Source organism: Candidatus Contubernalis alkalaceticus (genome assembly GCF_022558445.1).
GTDB classification, from domain to species: Bacteria; Bacillota; Dethiobacteria; order SKNC01; family SKNC01; genus Contubernalis; species Contubernalis alkaliaceticus.
Genome location: NZ_CP054699.1, coordinates 2,442,726 through 2,460,710, shown reverse-complemented (window position 1 = coordinate 2,460,710; position 17,985 = coordinate 2,442,726). Strand labels below are relative to the sequence as shown.

At 39.5% G+C, this 17,985-nt stretch carries 19 protein-coding genes; 18 read left to right on the top strand and 1 reads right to left on the bottom strand.

Annotation, left to right across the window (positions count from 1 at the left end; genetic code table 11):
* Nucleotides 1-74 precede the first annotated feature (74 nt).
* Nucleotides 75-500: a DUF6431 domain-containing protein gene (locus HUE98_RS18150; RefSeq protein ID WP_241423554.1), complete on the bottom strand. Its 426-nt coding sequence runs from the start codon at nt 498-500 to the stop codon at nt 75-77.
* Between HUE98_RS18150 and HUE98_RS12340 the strand changes: the two genes are divergently transcribed.
* From HUE98_RS12340 to HUE98_RS12260, 18 genes are all read left to right on the top strand, one after another.
* Nucleotides 467-625 carry a hypothetical protein gene (locus HUE98_RS12340; RefSeq protein ID WP_241423603.1) on the top strand — a complete coding sequence of 53 codons (159 nt, stop codon included), beginning with the start codon at nt 467-469 and terminating at the stop codon, nt 623-625. The genes HUE98_RS18150 and HUE98_RS12340 overlap by 34 nt on opposite strands.
* A 360-nt stretch (nt 626-985) precedes the next feature.
* The gene (locus HUE98_RS12335) at nt 986-1,327 is read left to right on the top strand and encodes a HEPN domain-containing protein (protein WP_318036497.1); all 342 of its coding nucleotides are present in this window, start codon (nt 986-988) and stop codon (nt 1,325-1,327) included.
* Nucleotides 1,297-1,617: a nucleotidyltransferase domain-containing protein gene (locus HUE98_RS12330; RefSeq protein ID WP_241420937.1), complete on the top strand. Its 321-nt coding sequence runs from the start codon at nt 1,297-1,299 to the stop codon at nt 1,615-1,617. The genes HUE98_RS12335 and HUE98_RS12330 overlap by 31 nt, the downstream gene beginning before the upstream one ends.
* Before the next feature lie 426 nt (nt 1,618-2,043).
* A complete protein-coding gene (locus HUE98_RS12325; RefSeq protein ID WP_241420936.1) occupies nt 2,044-2,244 on the top strand; it encodes a hypothetical protein in 201 nt (66 codons plus the stop codon).
* 129 nt (nt 2,245-2,373) lie between these two features.
* A complete protein-coding gene (locus tag HUE98_RS12320) occupies nt 2,374-3,357 on the top strand; it encodes a polyprenyl synthetase family protein (protein ID WP_241420935.1) in 984 nt (327 codons plus the stop codon).
* 6 nt (nt 3,358-3,363) lie between these two features.
* Nucleotides 3,364-3,972, top strand: coding sequence for a response regulator transcription factor (locus HUE98_RS12315; protein ID WP_241423552.1), 609 nt, complete (start codon nt 3,364-3,366; stop codon nt 3,970-3,972).
* Nucleotides 3,973-4,027: 55 nt separating this feature from the next.
* Nucleotides 4,028-5,896, top strand: a complete 1,869-nt coding sequence (locus tag HUE98_RS12310; RefSeq protein ID WP_241420934.1) for an ATP-binding protein — start codon at nt 4,028-4,030, stop codon at nt 5,894-5,896.
* Between the two features lie 394 nt (nt 5,897-6,290).
* The gene (locus tag HUE98_RS12305) at nt 6,291-6,578 is read left to right on the top strand and encodes a hypothetical protein (RefSeq protein WP_241420933.1); all 288 of its coding nucleotides are present in this window, start codon (nt 6,291-6,293) and stop codon (nt 6,576-6,578) included.
* A gap of 13 nt (nt 6,579-6,591) precedes the next feature.
* A complete protein-coding gene (locus HUE98_RS12300) occupies nt 6,592-7,677 on the top strand; it encodes a hypothetical protein (protein WP_241420932.1) in 1,086 nt (361 codons plus the stop codon).
* A 102-nt stretch (nt 7,678-7,779) separates the two neighbouring features.
* On the top strand, nt 7,780-7,938 hold the full coding sequence (locus tag HUE98_RS12295) for a hypothetical protein (protein ID WP_241420931.1): 159 nt from the start codon (nt 7,780-7,782) through the stop codon (nt 7,936-7,938).
* Nucleotides 7,939-8,011: 73 nt separating this feature from the next.
* Nucleotides 8,012-8,833, top strand: coding sequence for a hypothetical protein (locus HUE98_RS12290; RefSeq protein WP_241420930.1), 822 nt, complete (start codon nt 8,012-8,014; stop codon nt 8,831-8,833).
* A 390-nt stretch (nt 8,834-9,223) separates the two neighbouring features.
* Nucleotides 9,224-10,456: a tyrosine-type recombinase/integrase gene (locus tag HUE98_RS12285; RefSeq protein WP_241420929.1), complete on the top strand. Its 1,233-nt coding sequence runs from the start codon at nt 9,224-9,226 to the stop codon at nt 10,454-10,456.
* Complete coding sequence (locus tag HUE98_RS12280; protein ID WP_241420928.1) at nt 10,449-11,459, top strand: tyrosine-type recombinase/integrase; 1,011 nt, start codon at nt 10,449-10,451, stop codon at nt 11,457-11,459. Before HUE98_RS12285 ends, HUE98_RS12280 begins: the two co-directional genes overlap by 8 nt.
* A 45-nt stretch (nt 11,460-11,504) precedes the next feature.
* Nucleotides 11,505-11,636, top strand: coding sequence for a hypothetical protein (locus HUE98_RS17680; RefSeq protein ID WP_277623674.1), 132 nt, complete (start codon nt 11,505-11,507; stop codon nt 11,634-11,636).
* A gap of 38 nt (nt 11,637-11,674) precedes the next feature.
* Nucleotides 11,675-12,922, top strand: coding sequence for a group II intron reverse transcriptase/maturase (gene ltrA, locus HUE98_RS12275; protein ID WP_241420927.1), 1,248 nt, complete (start codon nt 11,675-11,677; stop codon nt 12,920-12,922).
* 549 nt (nt 12,923-13,471) lie between these two features.
* On the top strand, nt 13,472-14,776 hold the full coding sequence (ltrA, locus tag HUE98_RS12270; RefSeq protein WP_241420926.1) for a group II intron reverse transcriptase/maturase: 1,305 nt from the start codon (nt 13,472-13,474) through the stop codon (nt 14,774-14,776).
* Between the two features lie 162 nt (nt 14,777-14,938).
* A complete protein-coding gene (locus tag HUE98_RS12265) occupies nt 14,939-15,367 on the top strand; it encodes an integrase core domain-containing protein (protein ID WP_407080263.1) in 429 nt (142 codons plus the stop codon).
* 780 nt (nt 15,368-16,147) lie between these two features.
* Nucleotides 16,148-17,911 (top strand): sensor histidine kinase, encoded by a 1,764-nt coding sequence (locus HUE98_RS12260; protein WP_241420925.1) that lies wholly within the window; start codon nt 16,148-16,150, stop codon nt 17,909-17,911.
* The last annotated feature ends 74 nt before the right edge of the window (nt 17,912-17,985 follow it).

The following is a 17,985-nucleotide window of genomic DNA, read 5'->3' as shown; positions in this document are numbered from 1 at the left end:
ATATCATAACAGGGGAAAAAATGGAAAGGAATTCTGCTGTTATGTGAAATGGGAGATGAAAAAATGCAGAAAGGTTATGGCGGAGCGAAATGTGCTTTTCTCATATGGGATGAACCTTGTAGAAACGAAATATTTGCCGTGAGGAAAAATTCTTTAAGGGTATATAAAAGACTGCAGTTAAAAAAGCAATCTAAGAATTGCAGAGATGATGTGCAAGCATCCTCAAGGAGACCAATCCAGATTTTTTTGTGTCTCAAAAAAAGTTTTTTCCACGAGTAAATGGTTGAAACGGAAATACCATATTTTGCACAGATGCCCTGTATAGTAAGAAAGCTTGTGAAATAATCCCTCATAACTGCAATAATGAAAAGAAAGCTGTATGATTGATACGGTATGATACATTCCGGAAGTATGGCATGGGTGCATCCGCAAGACGAGCATCTGTATCTGATGATAGTAACCCTGTATGTTACAGAACATCCTTTCTCAAAGGAGATCAGGAATCGATCATAATCAGCATGTTTTTTCCAGTCAGGATGTTCAACTTGGCAGAAAGGGCATCTGTGATCAGCCGGATGAAATTTGGCCATGGATTGAAGAAATAGATCCTCTGCAGAAAGATTGATAAAATTTAACTTGCGAAACAGTTCAAAAACTCTTATCATAATATTGTACCTCAGTGGTTTGGAGCCTCTGTCGTATGGTTAATCCATGTACCCAGCATACCAAACATAAGGGGCATGGACAGTTGGGAGAAAGAGTCGAACTGTGGTAGGGTCGACTCTTTCTCTTCTTATTACTTAAATAACTATACGAAAGCTGCACACTAAGGTCAAGAAACAACAGATAAAAAAATGCCGTAATCTACGGCACGATGAAATCAGATATGGATAAAGATAACATAAATTAATTCGCAGTAATTTTAAAATCCCAGGGAATTTAAAATGTAATTCTACAAACTACATCCGATAAAGATTTTATTACCATGATGAACTTATTAAAAAGCAAAGATTATCATTGGAGTTTGTTTATGGGACATTTAGTGATAGAAAAGATTTTAAAGGCAATATATTTAAAAAATACTAAAGATGAAAATCAACCACCGCGAACTCACGACCTTTTGTTACTAGCAAAGCGGGCTAAAATTGATCCCAGTGAAAATCAACAAGATTTACTTGATATGATAACAACATTTAATATAAGTGCCAGATATCCGGATTATAAGCATAGTTTTTATAAAAAGTGCACAAGTAGTTACACTAAGGAAAGAATTGATGAAATAAAGGAGTTGAGAAAATGGCTGATAATAGAGCTAGAAAACAAGTAAATCAAACTATATTAAAATACGCTGAGTACTTAAAAAAAGAATATAATATAAAAGGAATTTATTTATATGGTTCATATGCAAAAGGAATCAATACGGACGATAGTGATATTGATATTGCCGTGGTTTCTGATGATTTTACCGGAGATATAATAGAGGATACGTTCCGTCTAATGAAATTGCGAAGAAAAGTTGATTATAGAATTGAGCCACGCCCTTTTGCTGTTGCTGACTTTAATGAAGGCAATCCTAATGCAAGAGAAGTAATACAGACAGGAATTAAAATCATGTAATAATACTTGGTCTCAACCGAACCTCTAACGGTATTTTAGTCCCTTTTCAAATCAATTATTTCCGATAATGGTTCTGAGTTTGCCTTCCTAGCTAGCAAATAAACAGTTTTTTGTCTTGTCTTTTGTCCCCTTTGTCCTCTTACATTGAATGTAGTAATCATGTTTTGATAATATCGTTATGGAAGTAAAAGCCGTGCTTATCTAGAGGCTTTTTTAGCACAACCACATGAGACAGCTAGAGAAATTAAGAAATATATTGTCGAATCCTTTAATTCTATTTGATTTAAGAATATGCTTTTAGAATTTATAATCTAAAAATTACAACCTTGCTTAACCTGTAGGAATTACCAGGTATGCAAACGCTTAAATTTGTAGTAAAATAATGCATAAGGAAAGAAATAACAGAAAAGGAAGGTGGAAGATAGAATGTATGGTCAAAATTTGGCTAAATTAGTCCATCGGTTAGTAAAAAACCCGAAAGAACGTCAGGATTTTTTAAAAGGCAGAAATGTATCCGGAGAAACTTGTAATTCCCTTGAATACCTAAGTATAAAAAAAGCATTTTCACAGCCTGAAAGAGTTAATGATTCAGTGGCAAGTATTGTTCCTACTGGTTATTGGTTGTAATGAATGAAATTGACCTTAAGTAAACATTTTTATTTTTCCAGTCGATATATAATTGTTTGTTCCGGCTGATTAGGATGGGGTTGAAAATAAAGATTTTGCTCATTGAATAAAAATAATTGGAGAACCAACATGACTTTAGATGTACAAATTACCGCTGAGATAAATAAAATTTTATCTACATCAATTATAGATAATGAAATGAAAAAGATGATTATCTCAAATTGGGAAGAATCAGGTACAGGGGTTTCAGCTCCATTGGAACGGTATAAATGGGCAAAGTTAACTTATGTTAGTGGCCAACTATTTAATGAATCCAAAGAAGCAGTTTTACCTGGAGCTATTGCAATGGAATTATTCGCTTTTGCAGCAGATATTTTTGATGATATTCAGGATCAAGATAATCACTTGATATCCTGGCGAAAAATACCCTTATCTCAAGCTATCGCATTGGCTCATTCTTTACTTTTTATAAGTTACGATACTCTTTTGTCAGTCGAAAATTATGAAATTTCAAAAATCCTTATGCAACTTTTTAATCAAACAGGTCTCAAAGCCAGTGCCGGGCAGTATGAAGAATTTACTGAACAAACTAAATCCTATTCCAGTGTAGACAAGTACTTAGCTGTAGTATCAAAAAAATCGGGGAGTTTTACAGAATGTGCTTGTAAAATTGGTGGAGTGTTGGCAGGAGCGCCGCCAGGAGCAATTAATGAGTTGGGGAAGCTTGGGGAAAATCTGGGAATTATTGCTCAGATAAGTAATGACTTAAGGGATATTTTAGATTTTCACAATAAAAGTGATTTTAAAAATAAGAAACAAACCCTTCCTTATTTATACTTAACTTATGTTTTGATAGGGGAAAGGGCTAAAGAACTTAATCAACTTATAAAAATGGCAGGTAGCGGACAGGGAGTTTTTACTGAAAAAGAACAGCAGAGATTGACTAATATAATCCGGGAAGAGGGAGCAATTCATTATTGCCTGGTTTTTCAAGAAATGTTTCGGCAAAAAGCATTAAGTATATTAGAAAAGATTCAGGCAAAGGATGAGAGAAAAAGAAAATTAAAAAAATTGATTAATGTTATCTCGGGTCAGGATGAAGGTGGTGGTTAGGTGGAAATGGTCAATGGCAGGAAAATAAAAGTCTTAGTGGTGGATGACCATCCGGTAGTGGTACAAGGTATAACATCATTGCTGGTTGGAGAACCACAAATTAATGTGGTAGGAGTAGGGATGAATGGAGCAGAATGCTTAAGTTTAACTGAGGATGCCAACCCTGATGTAGTTTTGCTGGATATTAACCTGCCTGATGGTTGTGGCATTGATTTAATTGAAAAACTGAAAGAGATTAAACCCCAGGTAAAAATAATTATTATAACTGGACAGGATCCTAGTCCATATGTAAATATTTCCATGAAAAAGAAGGCTGATCATTTTTTGGTAAAAGATTGCCACAATTATGAAATAATTTCTGCAATCTTTATCGTATTAGGTAAAGAACCGCCTTACCATAAAGAAATTAATAACTCAACAAATAACATGTTAACAGCAAGGGAAAAAGAGATTATGAACATGGTTGCGATGAGTTTACATAATAAAGAGATTGCCCGGCAGTTAAAGATTACCACCAGAACAGTTGATTATCATGTCAGCAATATATTAACAAAATTAGGAGTAAGGACCCGTTTGGAGGCTGTACTAAAGTGGATAAAAACAGTCAGCGCCTGAACTGCCTATCACCAGGCAGCAGGCTTTTTATTTTTTTGAAAAGGAGATTTAGGTCTTGTTATTAAAAAAATTAATCCGAAGCAATAAGTATACAGCTGCCCATATGGTTTTTATTATAACCTTTCTTATCTATTTTGGAGCTACATTTTTTCAACCTTATTTGGGGATAAGCTTAGAGAAACTAGATGGTGACCAATGGGTGGTGATGCAGCTTGACCTGCAGGGGGAAGGCTATAAACAAGGAATTCAGGTTGGAGATATAGTTGTGAAAATCGATCAGGATGATCCTGGGGTTTATCCGTCGGTAAAAAAATGGAGAAAAGTAGAAGGTGCCACATATTTAGAGATAGTCTCACCTGAAGAGGTAACAAGATTGATAGAAATTCAACCCACTCCATTTTTGCAAAATTTGATTCATGAGGCTCCGCAGGTGTTGTTAAGTCTCGCTTTCTGGGTAACAGGATTGGCAACCTTGCTAAAAAGGCCGTTTATTTTACATGCTCAGGTTTTATATTGGTTTAACTGGATTGTAGCCATGGCAGTAATTTTGGCTCCTGCCTCCGCTCGCCAAATATTGTGGGGTCGAGAGCTTGAGATAATATTTTTCTCTATAATTCCAGTTATGCTGCTCAAGCTCATCTCTGTCTTCCCCCTTGAACGGAAAACTACCATTTTCGATTGGTCAATTATGGTATTTGCCTTGTTACCGGCTATAGTTATTTTGATGCTGTTGTTTCAAATTACTATAATTACCATAAGTGATTTTTTAATGTTGGCAGTAATGCTTAGTGTGGTCATTGCATTAAGTTCCCTTGTTTTTTTAATGCTTAAAATAAAAAATAGAAAAGAAAAAAACCAGGTAGCAATAATATTAAGCGGTTTAACAGCGGGTCTTTCTCCCTTTATAATTCTTACGGCTGTACCTGTTTTGTTTTTTGGTGAGCCGGTATTAAATCCCAGGTTTAGTGTGATGTTCTTACTGGTGCTGCCATTATCTTTTAGTTATGTGATTATTAATAAATACTTGCCCGATGGTAAAAAAATTTTTATAGCTGTAAGTACTTTTTTATTTTCTGCAACTCTAGCTGGAATTGTCAGCTCAATTTTTATAACACTTATATTTAGTGACCACTATATAAATCAAATAATATTTACTCAAGCACTATTTGCTGTTTTAATTTATGTTGTAGTTAAAGAAGGAATTAGCTATCTCTTATATAAAAAGGGGATTGCCGGGATAAAAGCGAGTGGGGCAGAGACGGAAAAATTGCAAAGCTTGCAGGTTTTGAAAGTTGTAAATAAAGCTTTGTTTTTCAATCTGGAAGAAGAAAAGAAAAAATTAGCAAGAGAGATTCATGATGGTCCGTTACAAATGGGGGTAGAGCTTAGTCGAAGAGTAAAACAAACTTCTCAGCATGATAACAGTGAGTCCCACATAGAACTCAGTGAATTAGCCGATGAATTAAACTTCCAGCTTCGTTCTATCTGCACAGAACTGCGTCCGGCTACTTTATCAGATTTAGGTCTTATCCCTGCAGTGGAACTATTGTGTCAACAACTAATGGAAAGACATCTCATAAACATTTCTTTGGGTTTAGATAATATATCAATTGAGCAGCGGTTTTATGAAGAAATAGAAACTGCAGCTTACCGGTTTATACAAGAGGGTCTAAATAATTCAGTTAAACATTCCGGTAGTGAAAAGGTTATAATTAAAATTTCCTTAGAAGACAACATGTTGAGCTTGTTTGTACAGGATTATGGCAAAGGGTTTGATAGAAAGCTGGTTGAAGAGCGGGCACTGCAGGAGAAGCATCTAGGGATAATTGGAATGAAGGAGAGGATTACCAGGTTAGACGGCAGGGTAACAATTAATGCCTTACCAGGTAAAGGAGTTTTACTTACAGCAAATATTCCCGTTTGAAGTGATAACAGATAAGACGCGCTGACCCAAAAGCAAAATAATATGCTTTTGGGTTAATTTTTTTTAAAAACCTGTAGGAATTACTGATTTTTAAAAAATGAAAATATGGTAATGTAATGGTAATAGTTCAAGGCATAATTAAGGGAACATCGGTATGGGACTGGAACATTATACAACTAACATAGTATTTGTTCAATATACTTTAGACTACACAGGGGCTCCTAGCAAATCAGGAAGCAGTTTTGAAGATTGTGGAAATTGCCGTAAGGCAAAGACTGGAATCTCTGCGCATTCAGATTTAGGTAGCGTAAACTCAATAACAGGTCGATGCTGAAAATAAAAAAGGGGTGATGCGGCAAATCAAAAGGACGAAGAATCCATTCGGTCTGCATATATGAATGACCCTGAATTTCGTGCCCATCTGGCCGCAGATCCGGCAGATGCTATGGATGTACTGGATAACGCGGTTAATAACCTTGGTGCCATAGATCCTGCCGACGAAAAAAAATATATTCAAGAGATCAGCGCTAGCATGGGGACAAGGCACTGGGATAATTATAATTACGCATGGGTAAACACAAGCCTCGTACAACAAATCAACGGATATTATTGCGGGCCAGCAAGCGTGTTGATGGCAATTTGGGGTTGGGGAGGTATTTTGCGCCATTCCAAACTATCTTAGGGAGAATTCAAACATGAAATTAAAACAGATGGTCTCCATTGGTCTGGTATTATTGATGGCAGCGTTAAGTGCCGGATGTGAGACAAGCACCGGGGAGACTTTAAAAAAATACGATGAAGCTCAGACGCTTTCCTACACGGAAAACGCATCTTCTTTTTCCAATGATGTATCGGAATATGAAATATTCATTCCAAAAGGATACGAGTCGGGATGCATTGCAGGAACGAAAAATGACCTGTATTATACACTTGTAAAAAATATCCCCATGGGTATGGGGTCAGAGTGTACCGACATATTTCACCTTGATACAAAAACCGGAAATGCAGAGCGTATCTTCCAGATAAAAACCGGAGAGCATTGGCAAAACGAACTTGTTGCCGCCGATGGAGCACTGTTTTGGATTTTGCAGGATGCATCGGGGATGCGGCTAGAACGATATGATCTTGAGCATGGCACCGTTTCCACAGTGAAGGAGTTTTCCGATACAAGCCCGGAGATTATTATATCCGGCGGGCAGGATTATTTGACATGGTATGAATACAATCAAGAAGAAATATCCTTGTATGCGTACGCTATTGACGAAGAACGGATTTTTTGCGTAAGTGAAAAAATTGCCCCCCAATCGAGCTATACCCGAGCCTATGTAAATGATGGGATTACAGTCTTTACCGAGAGTCGGAAGGGCGTCCTCTACCTGTGCGTCTATGATATCCATGAGCAAATGTATCTCAAGCAGCTGCGGGTTACTGATTCCCAATCAATTATTAATCCTCAGGCAAACAGCCAGTACATCGTCTGGATTGACGGATATGAAGACCCTGCACTCTATGCATATACTTTGGGAAGCAATGAATTAAGGTGCATCAGCAAACCGGGCGGCAGCATCAATCTGTTTTCCTTCCATTTGTTAAATGACATGGTAATTTTAAACGATAGGCGGTCCGGCCAAATCATTGGACGTTTGTTGGATGAAGGGCAGGAGGCTGTTTTGAGCGAACAGATTCCGGGCGAGCATCTCTATATCCTTGGGACAGTATTTGATGCACGAAAGTTTATTGCCTTTGATAGCGCACGCAATTCCATTTTGTTCATTCGGTAATATAAATAAGAAAGTTGCTCCCTTGATAATTGGTGGTTTTGAAATTCTAAGAATAAGTGAGTAGGTGCAAGAAAATTAATTTATAGTAGGAGAAATAAAATAATGGAGTTTGATATAAACTATATTTTTCAATATATTAATTTTTTTATATTTTTAGCTATACCAATAATCTTGTTGTTTTGGCTTTTTAAAATCAGCAAAAGGTTAAAAGACATTGAGGAAAAATTAAACAAAAAAAACGGAAACAATAATAATTTATGAGTATAATAGAAATTTTTAAGATCATAAGAGACAGTTAGAAGGTTTCAATTACACTACTAACTAGGAGGTATTTATGGTGAACAATAAAAAAATCAAAAAAGTAATGGTGATGATATTATTAGTAATGTTAATGTGCTTTAATTCAAATTCTGTGGTGTTTAGTATGAATGCTGAAAGCACAAACAATGATGTAGATGATATTACTGAACCTCAACAAGCAATAGACACAGAAATAATGATTAAAGAAAATGAAAGAATGATTAAACAAAACGATAAAGAAGTAGAAGAATATTTAAAATCATTAAAAGAAAGTAACGACTTTTCTATTATGTCAACAATTCCAACGGTAAATGTTGGACAAAACAGAACTTTTTATTATGCAAATATAGGTAATTCTGGTCAAAATAGCTGGGGGGTTGGAATTGCAAATGGAGATTATAGCATAACGAACAGAAGGGCAAGGTCTAGTGCTTCTGCAGTTGGAATTGGAAGTGGTCAATCTTGGGGATTAGTGGGATTAAGATTTAACGTATCAGGATCAAGCAATCGAACTGCGTATATAAGAATGGCTGGATCATATAGAGGTTCTTTACTAGGTAGCTTTACAGGTTATTCTAATGCTCAAATTAATTTACATGTATACGATTTAAGTGCATCATCAGAACTTGATAGTAGGAGCATTTTAAACATTACCTCAAGTGATGGCATTGCTAGAAACCCTAATAATTCTTACAATCGCTCAAGTTTAGTATCACTACAACCCGGCAGACAATATTTAGCTTATTTACGAATTGATGGAGCAGTTCAAGAATACGGTGCAGGTATATCGAACTTAAATTTTAGAGATAGCATCAGATTTACTGATTACAGTTCGATTAGGATAGATTGGCAATAATATCATTAGCAAGGACATTATCGTTCCGGCCGGCAGCCAGCGTCAATGTAGATAAGCTTTGTTCCTCAGCCCTGAGTTTTTTGTCTTGCGCTCCCATGGTAAATAATGTATAATGGGGGACTTCCTTTTTTCGTTTGGTCTGGTAGAGGGAAGCAAGCTCTGCTGAAAATGCAAGTATCTTAGTAAGAAGAGGCGTTCTATCAGAACAGCTTACAGTACCGTTTTTCGAGCCACTAATACTTCATTCTGATTATGACGAAGTTTTAACTATGCCGAAATATGAGTAGAAAATCGCTGAGCAGAACTGTTTTTCGGTTGATTTTTCGGCATAGTTTTCTCGCTTCCTTTCATGTTACAGTAATAGTATCCAACACTCAAGGAGGTATGAAAATGGAACTATTACTGAAAGAACATGTATCTCGCGTGCTACAGCTGCAATCGGATGCCGGGTATAAAGATTCAACGATTAGTTTTTACAGGATCGCATACAACCGATTGGAAGCATTGGCAGAACAGATGGGAATTGACAGGTTTAATGAAAAACTTGCCAGAGCTTTTTTGAAAGATCGTATTGACCGAAGAACCGGTACAATCTGTAAAAGCAGGTGTCATCTGCAGAACATTGCGGTTAGACGACTGAGGGAGTATGCTGATACCGGGCAGATTAACTGGAAAAACAACATGCACCACAAACAAATCAGAAAAACCCCGGACTCATTATCCTTTCAGCTATTGTCAAGAGCCTATCTATCTATTCTGTCAGACGAAGGGAAGAAGCAAAATACGGTTAATGGGTATCGGAACGTGTCTACTTCATTTCTGCAATTCTGTGAGAGACAAAGCATATCAGATCTTTCAACACTTAAGCCCACCGTAGTCGTGAATTTTTTCAAAGAACTGTCTCAAACTTGGTCTGCCCTCAGCATGAGGACGGCTGCACCAGCACTGAGGTCATTCCTAGACTTTGTAAACGCACCTATTGAGGCTGTGCAGGCAATTCCACTGAATTGCCCACGAAAAACCGTCATCCCGCAGGTGCTTACAGAAGATCAGGAAGACAGGCTGTGGAACACTTTGTGTGCCAATGAAACTTCTGCCAGAGATCGGGCTTTGGTCATGCTTCTTTTTGTCACAGGCCTACGGCCAGTGGATGTCGTGAATCTAATGCTTGAAGACCTTAACTGGAAAAAGGAAGTGATCCATCTTGTTCAGCGAAAAACTGGAAGACCCTTGATGCTTCCCATTGCTCCGTCTGTGGGAAACGCAATAGTTGAATATGTTACTACACACCGTCCTCCATCTCCATATCGGAATGTATTTCTGAAAACAATGGCACCTTACACGCCATTAAAAGATCATGCGGCGTGCTATGCTATCATTAAAAGCGTGTTTCATCGTGCGGGTATTAAACGGACAGATCCATCGGGCGGTGCCCGATTATTCCGATGCGGAACGGCATCAAACTTATTGAAAGCTGGCGTTTCATTCAATCACATTGCGGCCTGTCTGGGACATTCAGATCATGACAGCGCCCATGCCTACTTGTCAGTTGACAGACATAGGATGCTACAGTGTATACTCCCACTCCCCCAAAAAGGAGAGGCGGGTGAGGGCCATGCGTGAAAAAGAATGCCTTTTGGATGAATTAATGCAGGAGTTCATTGCCTTCAAGCGTTCTATGGGATATGCCTATGGGCAGGAAGCCTACCACCTCGTTAAGTTCAAAGAGCTATGTTACAGCATGGGGTGCTATGATATTCCCGGAAAGAAAGAATTCCAGCTGTGGATGATGCGAAAGCCATCAGAGTTGCCACAAAGTCAGCATCGTCGGGTTTCTTCTGCAAGAGGATTTCACATTTACTTGCGTAAGATGAGCATTGATACAGGTTATGTCCTGCCGAAGAATAGAAAATCATCCAGTCTTCTATGTCGGCCTCATTTTTTTAGCTCCGAAGAAATCGTCGGATTTTTCAATGCTTGCGACTCCCTTCGGCCACGCAAGGAAAACCCTGGTCGGGAAATTATTCTACCAGCTGCATTCCGGTTGCTTTACTGTTGCGGCCTGCGGCCAATCGAAGCCATCCGGCTGAAGACAGAACATGTGAATACAAGGGAAGGCTACGTGGACATCCTTGAGTCAAAACACCATAAGGACAGGCGGTTGCACCTAAGCAAAGAGATGGCAGCCTATCTCGCTCAGTACCAACAAGAAATTGAAAGAGTCTGGCCGATGCACACTTACTTTTTCCCCAAAGACCTTCACAATTGCTTCGGAAACGCATACCTAAGGTCCAATTTCAAGGTAATCTGGAACATTGCCAACAGAGAATCTAGCGCCTCACCGGTTCGGTTATACGATCTCAGGCACCATTTCGCATTCGCTAACTTGAATCGATGGATCCAGGAAGGAAAAAATGTTGACTCAATGATCCTGTATCTAATGAAATGCATGGGGCATGTATCCCTTGATAGTACCTATTACTATCTGCATCACACAAGTGAATCACTGATAAGGTGTCGAAAGCGTAGGGATGTCATCAAAACCAGGGGGGAGTCGTTAACCTGGGATGAGCCTGGAGGATACCTGCTTACTGTCCAGGTGGTGGCCGGCATGAAGGTGGCGTGAACATAGCATAGGCTTTTGTGCGGAACGTGGGAACCTACGACTCTGATGATAAGGGAAAAATCCAAGTGGAGGACCCACAAGGATGAAAGTACCAATGCAGAGTATAGGGGCGGAACAGCCAGTAGTAGTGAAGAAACCTCTGTAATGGAGGTGGAGCGAAGGGGCTGTGTTATCTAGTTTTAAGCTTTAGTCAACCAATTTATGGGAGGAACTAAATGATTAAAACAAAGTCGTTCAATATTTCAAAACAAGTAGTATATGAAGCCTACAAAAGAGTAAAAGCAAACAGAGGAGCCGCAGGAATAGACGAAGAATCATTAGCAGACTTTGAAAATAATCTGAAAGATAATCTATACAAACTGTGGAACAGGATGTCCTCCGGTAGCTACTTCCCACCACCGGTTAAAGCGGTAGAAATACCGAAGAAAAATGGTGGAGTAAGAGTGTTGGGAATACCAACTGTATCAGACAGAATAGCACAAATGACAGTAAAGATTTACTTTGAACCAGGAGTAGAACCATACTTCCATCCGGATTCATATGGATACAGGCCAGGAAAATCAGCCATAGATGCAGTACGAGTCACCAGAGAAAGATGCTGGCGATATGACTGGGTTCTTGAGTTTGATATTAAAGGTCTGTTTGACAGTATTGACCATGAATTGCTAATGAAGGCAGTAAGGAAACATACTGATTGCAAATGGGTTATTCTCTATATAGAGAGATGGTTGAAAGCACCATTCCAGACCAAAGACGGTAAAGAGGTAGAAAGAGAGTCAGGAACGCCTCAGGGAGGCGTTATAAGTCCGGTTTTGGCTAATTTATTCCTGCACTATACCTTTGATAATTGGATGCAGAGGAACTTTCAACAGACTCCATGGGCAAGATATGCTGACGATGGAATAGCACACTGTCGTACAAAAGAAGAAGCAGAAGAATTGCTCAAGAAACTTGAAGAGCGGTTTAACGAATGTGGGTTAGAATTACACCCGGACAAAACCCGAATAATTTACTGTAAAGACGATGACCGCAGAGGGGAATTTCCTATAATTAAATTTGATTTTTTGGGATATACATTTAGACCAAGAAGGTCAAAGAGCAAATATGGAAAACATTTTATCAACTTTACCCCGGCAGTCAGCAACAAAGCCTGTAAGGCTATGAGAAATGTTATAAGGAACTGGCGAATGCATTTAAAGCCGGACAGGGAGTTGATAGATTTATCTAGGATGTTCAATCCGGTCATAAGTGGATGGGTAAATTACTATGGGCATTTCTATAGGTCCGAGTTGTATAAAGTGCTCAGGCACATGAATAAGGCATTAGTTCACTGGGCAAGAAGGAAATACAAAAAGCTCACTCGACACAGGCGACGTGCGGAACACTACCTGGGAAGGATAGCAAAACAAGAACCACAACTGTTTGCACATTGGAAGATGGGAATATTACCAGCGGCTGGATAATGGGAGCTAAATGAGCTGAGAAGCTCACGTTTAGTTGTATGTCCAGCGAAGGCTGGTGTGTTCAGCAGGAGACAAACCTGCCAGGGTAAAAGCTAGAAGCTCTGTAGCTTGAATAGCAGTGTTAAGGGAAACCGAAACGCTGAAGTCTATTGACAAAGACACTTTTTAGAGTGCGGCGAGTCATCAGGCCGTAGCGAAAGCGAACGCATAGGTGGCCTCGATAGTGAGAACCTCCGAAGGCCGAGCCCCCAACTGTAGGGTGAAGGCAGTATAAGCAGTTGAAAACTAGCTGAAACAACGGCTTGCTTCGGCGGGGTGGTAGCGACAGCATGATGACAAGGACACACCAAGCAACTGGAGAAGCCCTCCTTGCCCCTGGAAGAAATTCCAGGAGAAAGGTAGATTCTATAACCAGCAAAACTGGGAAGTGAATCGAAGGCAAGAGGGTGGCGGATGGGTCCGTAAGAGCAATGAGTCGGGGTAACTCCCAAGGAGCAAAGGGACCCTGCTGTTAACAATGTCTCCAACAAAATGGGAGGTAAGGACGAGATGACAAATGCGTCCATTGGTTTACAAGACCTGAGGCGGAGAATATACATCAAGGCGAAGGCTGAACCGGATTGGAGATTTTGGGGATTATACGTTCATGTATGTAAGCTGGAAACCCTAAAAGAAGCCTATAGACTGGTTAAAGAGAACAAAGGAGCACCAGGACTCGACGGTGTGACCTTTCAAGACATTGAAGGGAACGGACGAGAAGAGTTCCTACAGCAGATACATGACGAACTAATTTCCCACACCTATTTTCCCACCCGGAACCGGAAGAAAGAAATACCTAAAAGTAACGGCAAATACCGGACATTAGGTATACCCACAATCCGGGATCGGGTAGTCCAAGGAGCACTGAAATTAATCTTGGAACCCATCTTTGAAGCTGACTTTCAAGACGGCTCGCATGGTTATAGACCCAAACGTACAGCACACCAAGCGATTAACCGGGTAGCAAAAGCAGTGGTGGAAAACAAAACAAGAGTCATAGACATTGACCTTAAAGCCTACTTTGACACAGTCCGCCATGATTTGTTACTAAATAAGGTGGCAAAACGAGTGGATGATGATGACATCATGCGACTGCTAAAGCTCATACTCAAAGCCGGCGGTAAGCGAGGCGTGCCTCAGGGTGGCGTTATTTCGCCACTTCTTTCAAATCTGTACCTGAACGAAGTAGACAAAATGCTGGAAAAAGCAAAAGAAGTGACACGCCTGGGGAGATACACATACATTGAGTATGCGCGTTTTGCGGATGATCTAATCATCTTGGTTGATGACTACTCGAAGTGGGATTGGCTGGAAAAAGCTGCTTGTAAAAGGCTTACAGAAGAATTCGCAAAACTAGACGTACAAATAAACGAAGATAAAACACGACGAGTTAACCTAAAAACGAGGGAGAGCTTTAGTTTTCTGGGTTTTGATTTTTGGAGAGCTAAAACGAAACGAGGAAAATGGGGTGTGCACATAACGCCAAAGATGAAGGCACGTACTGCCCTGCTGGCCAAACTTAAGGATATTTTCCGACGGCACCAGTCGCAACCTGTTGAAAAGGTGCTCGAGCGAATCAATCCCATTCTTCGTGGCTGGGTTAACTACTTCCGCGTGGGTCATTCGAGTCAGTGTTTCGGCTATATCAAAGATTGGGTGGAGAAGAAAACAAGGCGGCATCTCATGCGCGCACGTAATCGCCAGGGTTTCGGTTGGAACAGGTGGAGTAGGGACTGGTTGTATCAAAACTTGGGTCTATACAATGACTATAAGGTACGTTACTACCAGGAAACGAAAGCGCTGTCAGCACGATAGGTCACATAAACTTTGATACGAAGTTAACAGGAAAGCGTAGTGCGGGAAATCCGCATGCTGCGTTTGACGAGGCGGGGGCTGGAAACGGGCTAAAAGGTACCGCGCCAGACCTCGACCCTACCTTAGACGAGGGAAAGGGAGCAATCCCTTTTCTTTAGTCGATTGAAGGGGGCATCGCTCTTAGAAACCTTATATTCCCTGGGCATAACGCCTTCAAAGAGCCGGCCCAGAGTAAGCAATGATAACCTTTATGCTGAATCCGTCTTTAGAACCTGTAAATATCGACCAAGCTATCCCGCCTCCGGATTCTCAGACTTAACAAAAGCTCGAGAGTGGGTCCTGAAGTTCGTAAAATGGTATAACACAGAGCATCGTCATAGTGGATTGAAATTCCTGACACCAAATCAACGGCATACAGGAATCGGTAAAGAAATACTACTTAAACGGCAAAAGCTCTATGAACAAGCAAAATTAGTTCATCCTGAGAGGTGGTCAAAAGGAACCCGGGACGGGACTTTACCTGATGAAGTATGGTTGAATCCAGAACAAACAAATACAATAACAAGGCAGAATCGGGCTTTAGAGATTTAAAGTATTACAGTGTCTTTTAAAAGAAATAGAAAAAATGGCAGTCGTGGTTGTGGGTATGTGGGCAAGGCAACGCTTTGTCCAAGGGATGTGGTTTTTGTGGGTAACCTCGCAGAGGTTATCCAGCAAAATCCATGTCCCGGCATATCCATAACCATAAAAAAATGGAGTCAAGGCGACAACTTACTTGACAAACGCCGCTAAATTTATGAATATAATACCTGGAATAAATATTTGTTTAACTGCCCGGGAGTTTCCTGCCCTTGCCCTTGGCAATTTCCAGAAACTTCCTTTCAGTTCCCAGTCCCCCACAACTTTAAAGCACTAAAGTATTTTTCTTGTAAATATTTAATACTCTAGTTTTTATTCTGGCTAATTGGGACACCAGTTCCGGCAAAATTGGACAAACCGTTTTGGAAAGATAAGGACAAGGGGTTTCGATAGCCCTTTATTGGGAGATTCTAGAAAATGACGAAAACAGGGGCCGAATTTTCGGGCAATTAAATGACAAAACTAGACAATTTACTACAATGGGATTTCGGCAAGTTTGCAGAAATAAGATGTAATTAGAATAATTATCCATTAATTATTTCACTTGGAATCAGTGAAGAGTGCGGAGCTAAAATAGTTTCTATCCTTTTAACAAATGTGAGGTTGGTATTTTAATATTGTGTAACATTTCCGGATAACGCTTTAACACATTAAATTGGTGAGGGACTGACCCCATTTAGGAGATTCTGGAAATTGCCGAAGGCAAGGGCCTGAATCTCCGGGCAACCTTATTTGGGGATAAGCTTAGAGAAACTAGATGGTGACCAATGGGTGGTGATGCAGCTTGACCTGCAGGGGGAAGGCTATAAACAAGGAATTCAGGTTGGAGATATAGTTGTGAAAATCGATCAGGATGATCCTGGGGTTTATCCGTCGGTAAAAAAATGGAGAAAAGTAGAAGGTGCCACATATTTAGAGATAGTCTCACCTGAAGAGGTAACAAGATTGATAGAAATTCAACCCACTCCATTTTTGCAAAATTTGATTCATGAGGCTCCGCAGGTGTTGTTAAGTCTCGCTTTCTGGGTAACAGGATTGGCAACCTTGCTAAAAAGGCCGTTTATTTTACATGCTCAGGTTTTATATTGGTTTAACTGGATTGTAGCCATGGCAGTAATTTTGGCTCCTGCCTCCGCTCGCCAAATATTGTGGGGTCGAGAGCTTGAGATAATATTTTTCTCTATAATTCCCGTTATGCTGCTCAAGCTCATTACTGTCTTCCCTCTTGAACGGAAAACTACCATTTTCGATTGGTCAATTATGGTATTTGCCTTGTTACCGGCTATAGCTATTTTGATGCTGTTGTTTCAAATTACTATAATTACCATAAGTGATTTTTTAATGTTGGCAGTAATGCTTAGTGTGGTCATTGCATTAAGTTCCCTTGTTATTTTAATGCTTAAAATAAGAAATAGAAAAGAAAAAAACCAGGTAGCAATAATATTAAGCGGTTTAACAGCAGGTCTTTCTCCCTTTATAATTCTTACGGCTGTACCTGTTTTGTTTTTTGGTGAGCCGGTATTAAATCCCAGGTTTAGTGTGATGTTCTTACTGGTGCTGCCTTTATCTTTTAGTTATGTGATTATTAATAAATACTTGCCCGATGGTAAAAAAATTTTTATAGCTGTAAGTACCTTTTTATTTTCTGCAACTCTAGCTGGAATTGTCAGCTCGATTTTTATAATGCTTATATTTAGTGACTACTATATAAATCAAATAATATTTACTCAAGCACTATTTGCTGTTTTAATTTATGTTGTAGTTAAAGAAGGAATTAGCTATCTCTTATATAAAAAGGGGATTGCCGGGATAAAAGCGAGTGGGGCAGAGACGGAAAAATTGCAAAGCTTGCAGGTTTTGAAAGTTGTAAATAAAGCTTTGTTTTTCAATCTGGAAGAAGAAAAGAAAAAATTAGCAAGAGAGATTCATGATGGTCCGTTACAACTGGGGGTAGAGCTTAGTCGAAGAGTAAAACAAATTTCTCAGCATGATAACAGTGAGTCCCACATAGAACTCAGTGAATTAGCCGATGAATTAAACTTCCAGCTTCGTTCTATCTGCACAGAACTGCGTCCGGCTACTTTATCAGATTTAGGTCTTATCCCTGCAGTGGAACTATTGTGTCAACAACTAATGGAAAGACATCTCATAAACATTTCTTTGGGTTTAGATAATATATCAATTGAGCAGCGGTTTTATGAAGAAATAGAAACTGCAGCTTACCGGTTTATACAAGAGGGTCTAAATAATTCAGTTAAACATTCCGGTAGTGAAAAGGTTATAATTAAAATTTCTTTAGAAGACAACATGTTGAGCTTGTCTTTACGAGATTATGGAAAAGGGTTTGATAGTAAATTGGTTGAAGAGAGGGCACTGCAGGAGAAGCATCTAGGGATAATTGGAATGAAGGAGAGGATTACCAGGTTAGACGGCAGGGTAACAATTAATGCCTTACCAGGTAAAGGAGTTTTACTTACAGCAAATATTCCCGTTTGAAGTGATAACAGATTAGACACGCTGACCCAAAAGCAAAATAATATGCTTTTGGGTTATTTTTTTTTAAAACCTGT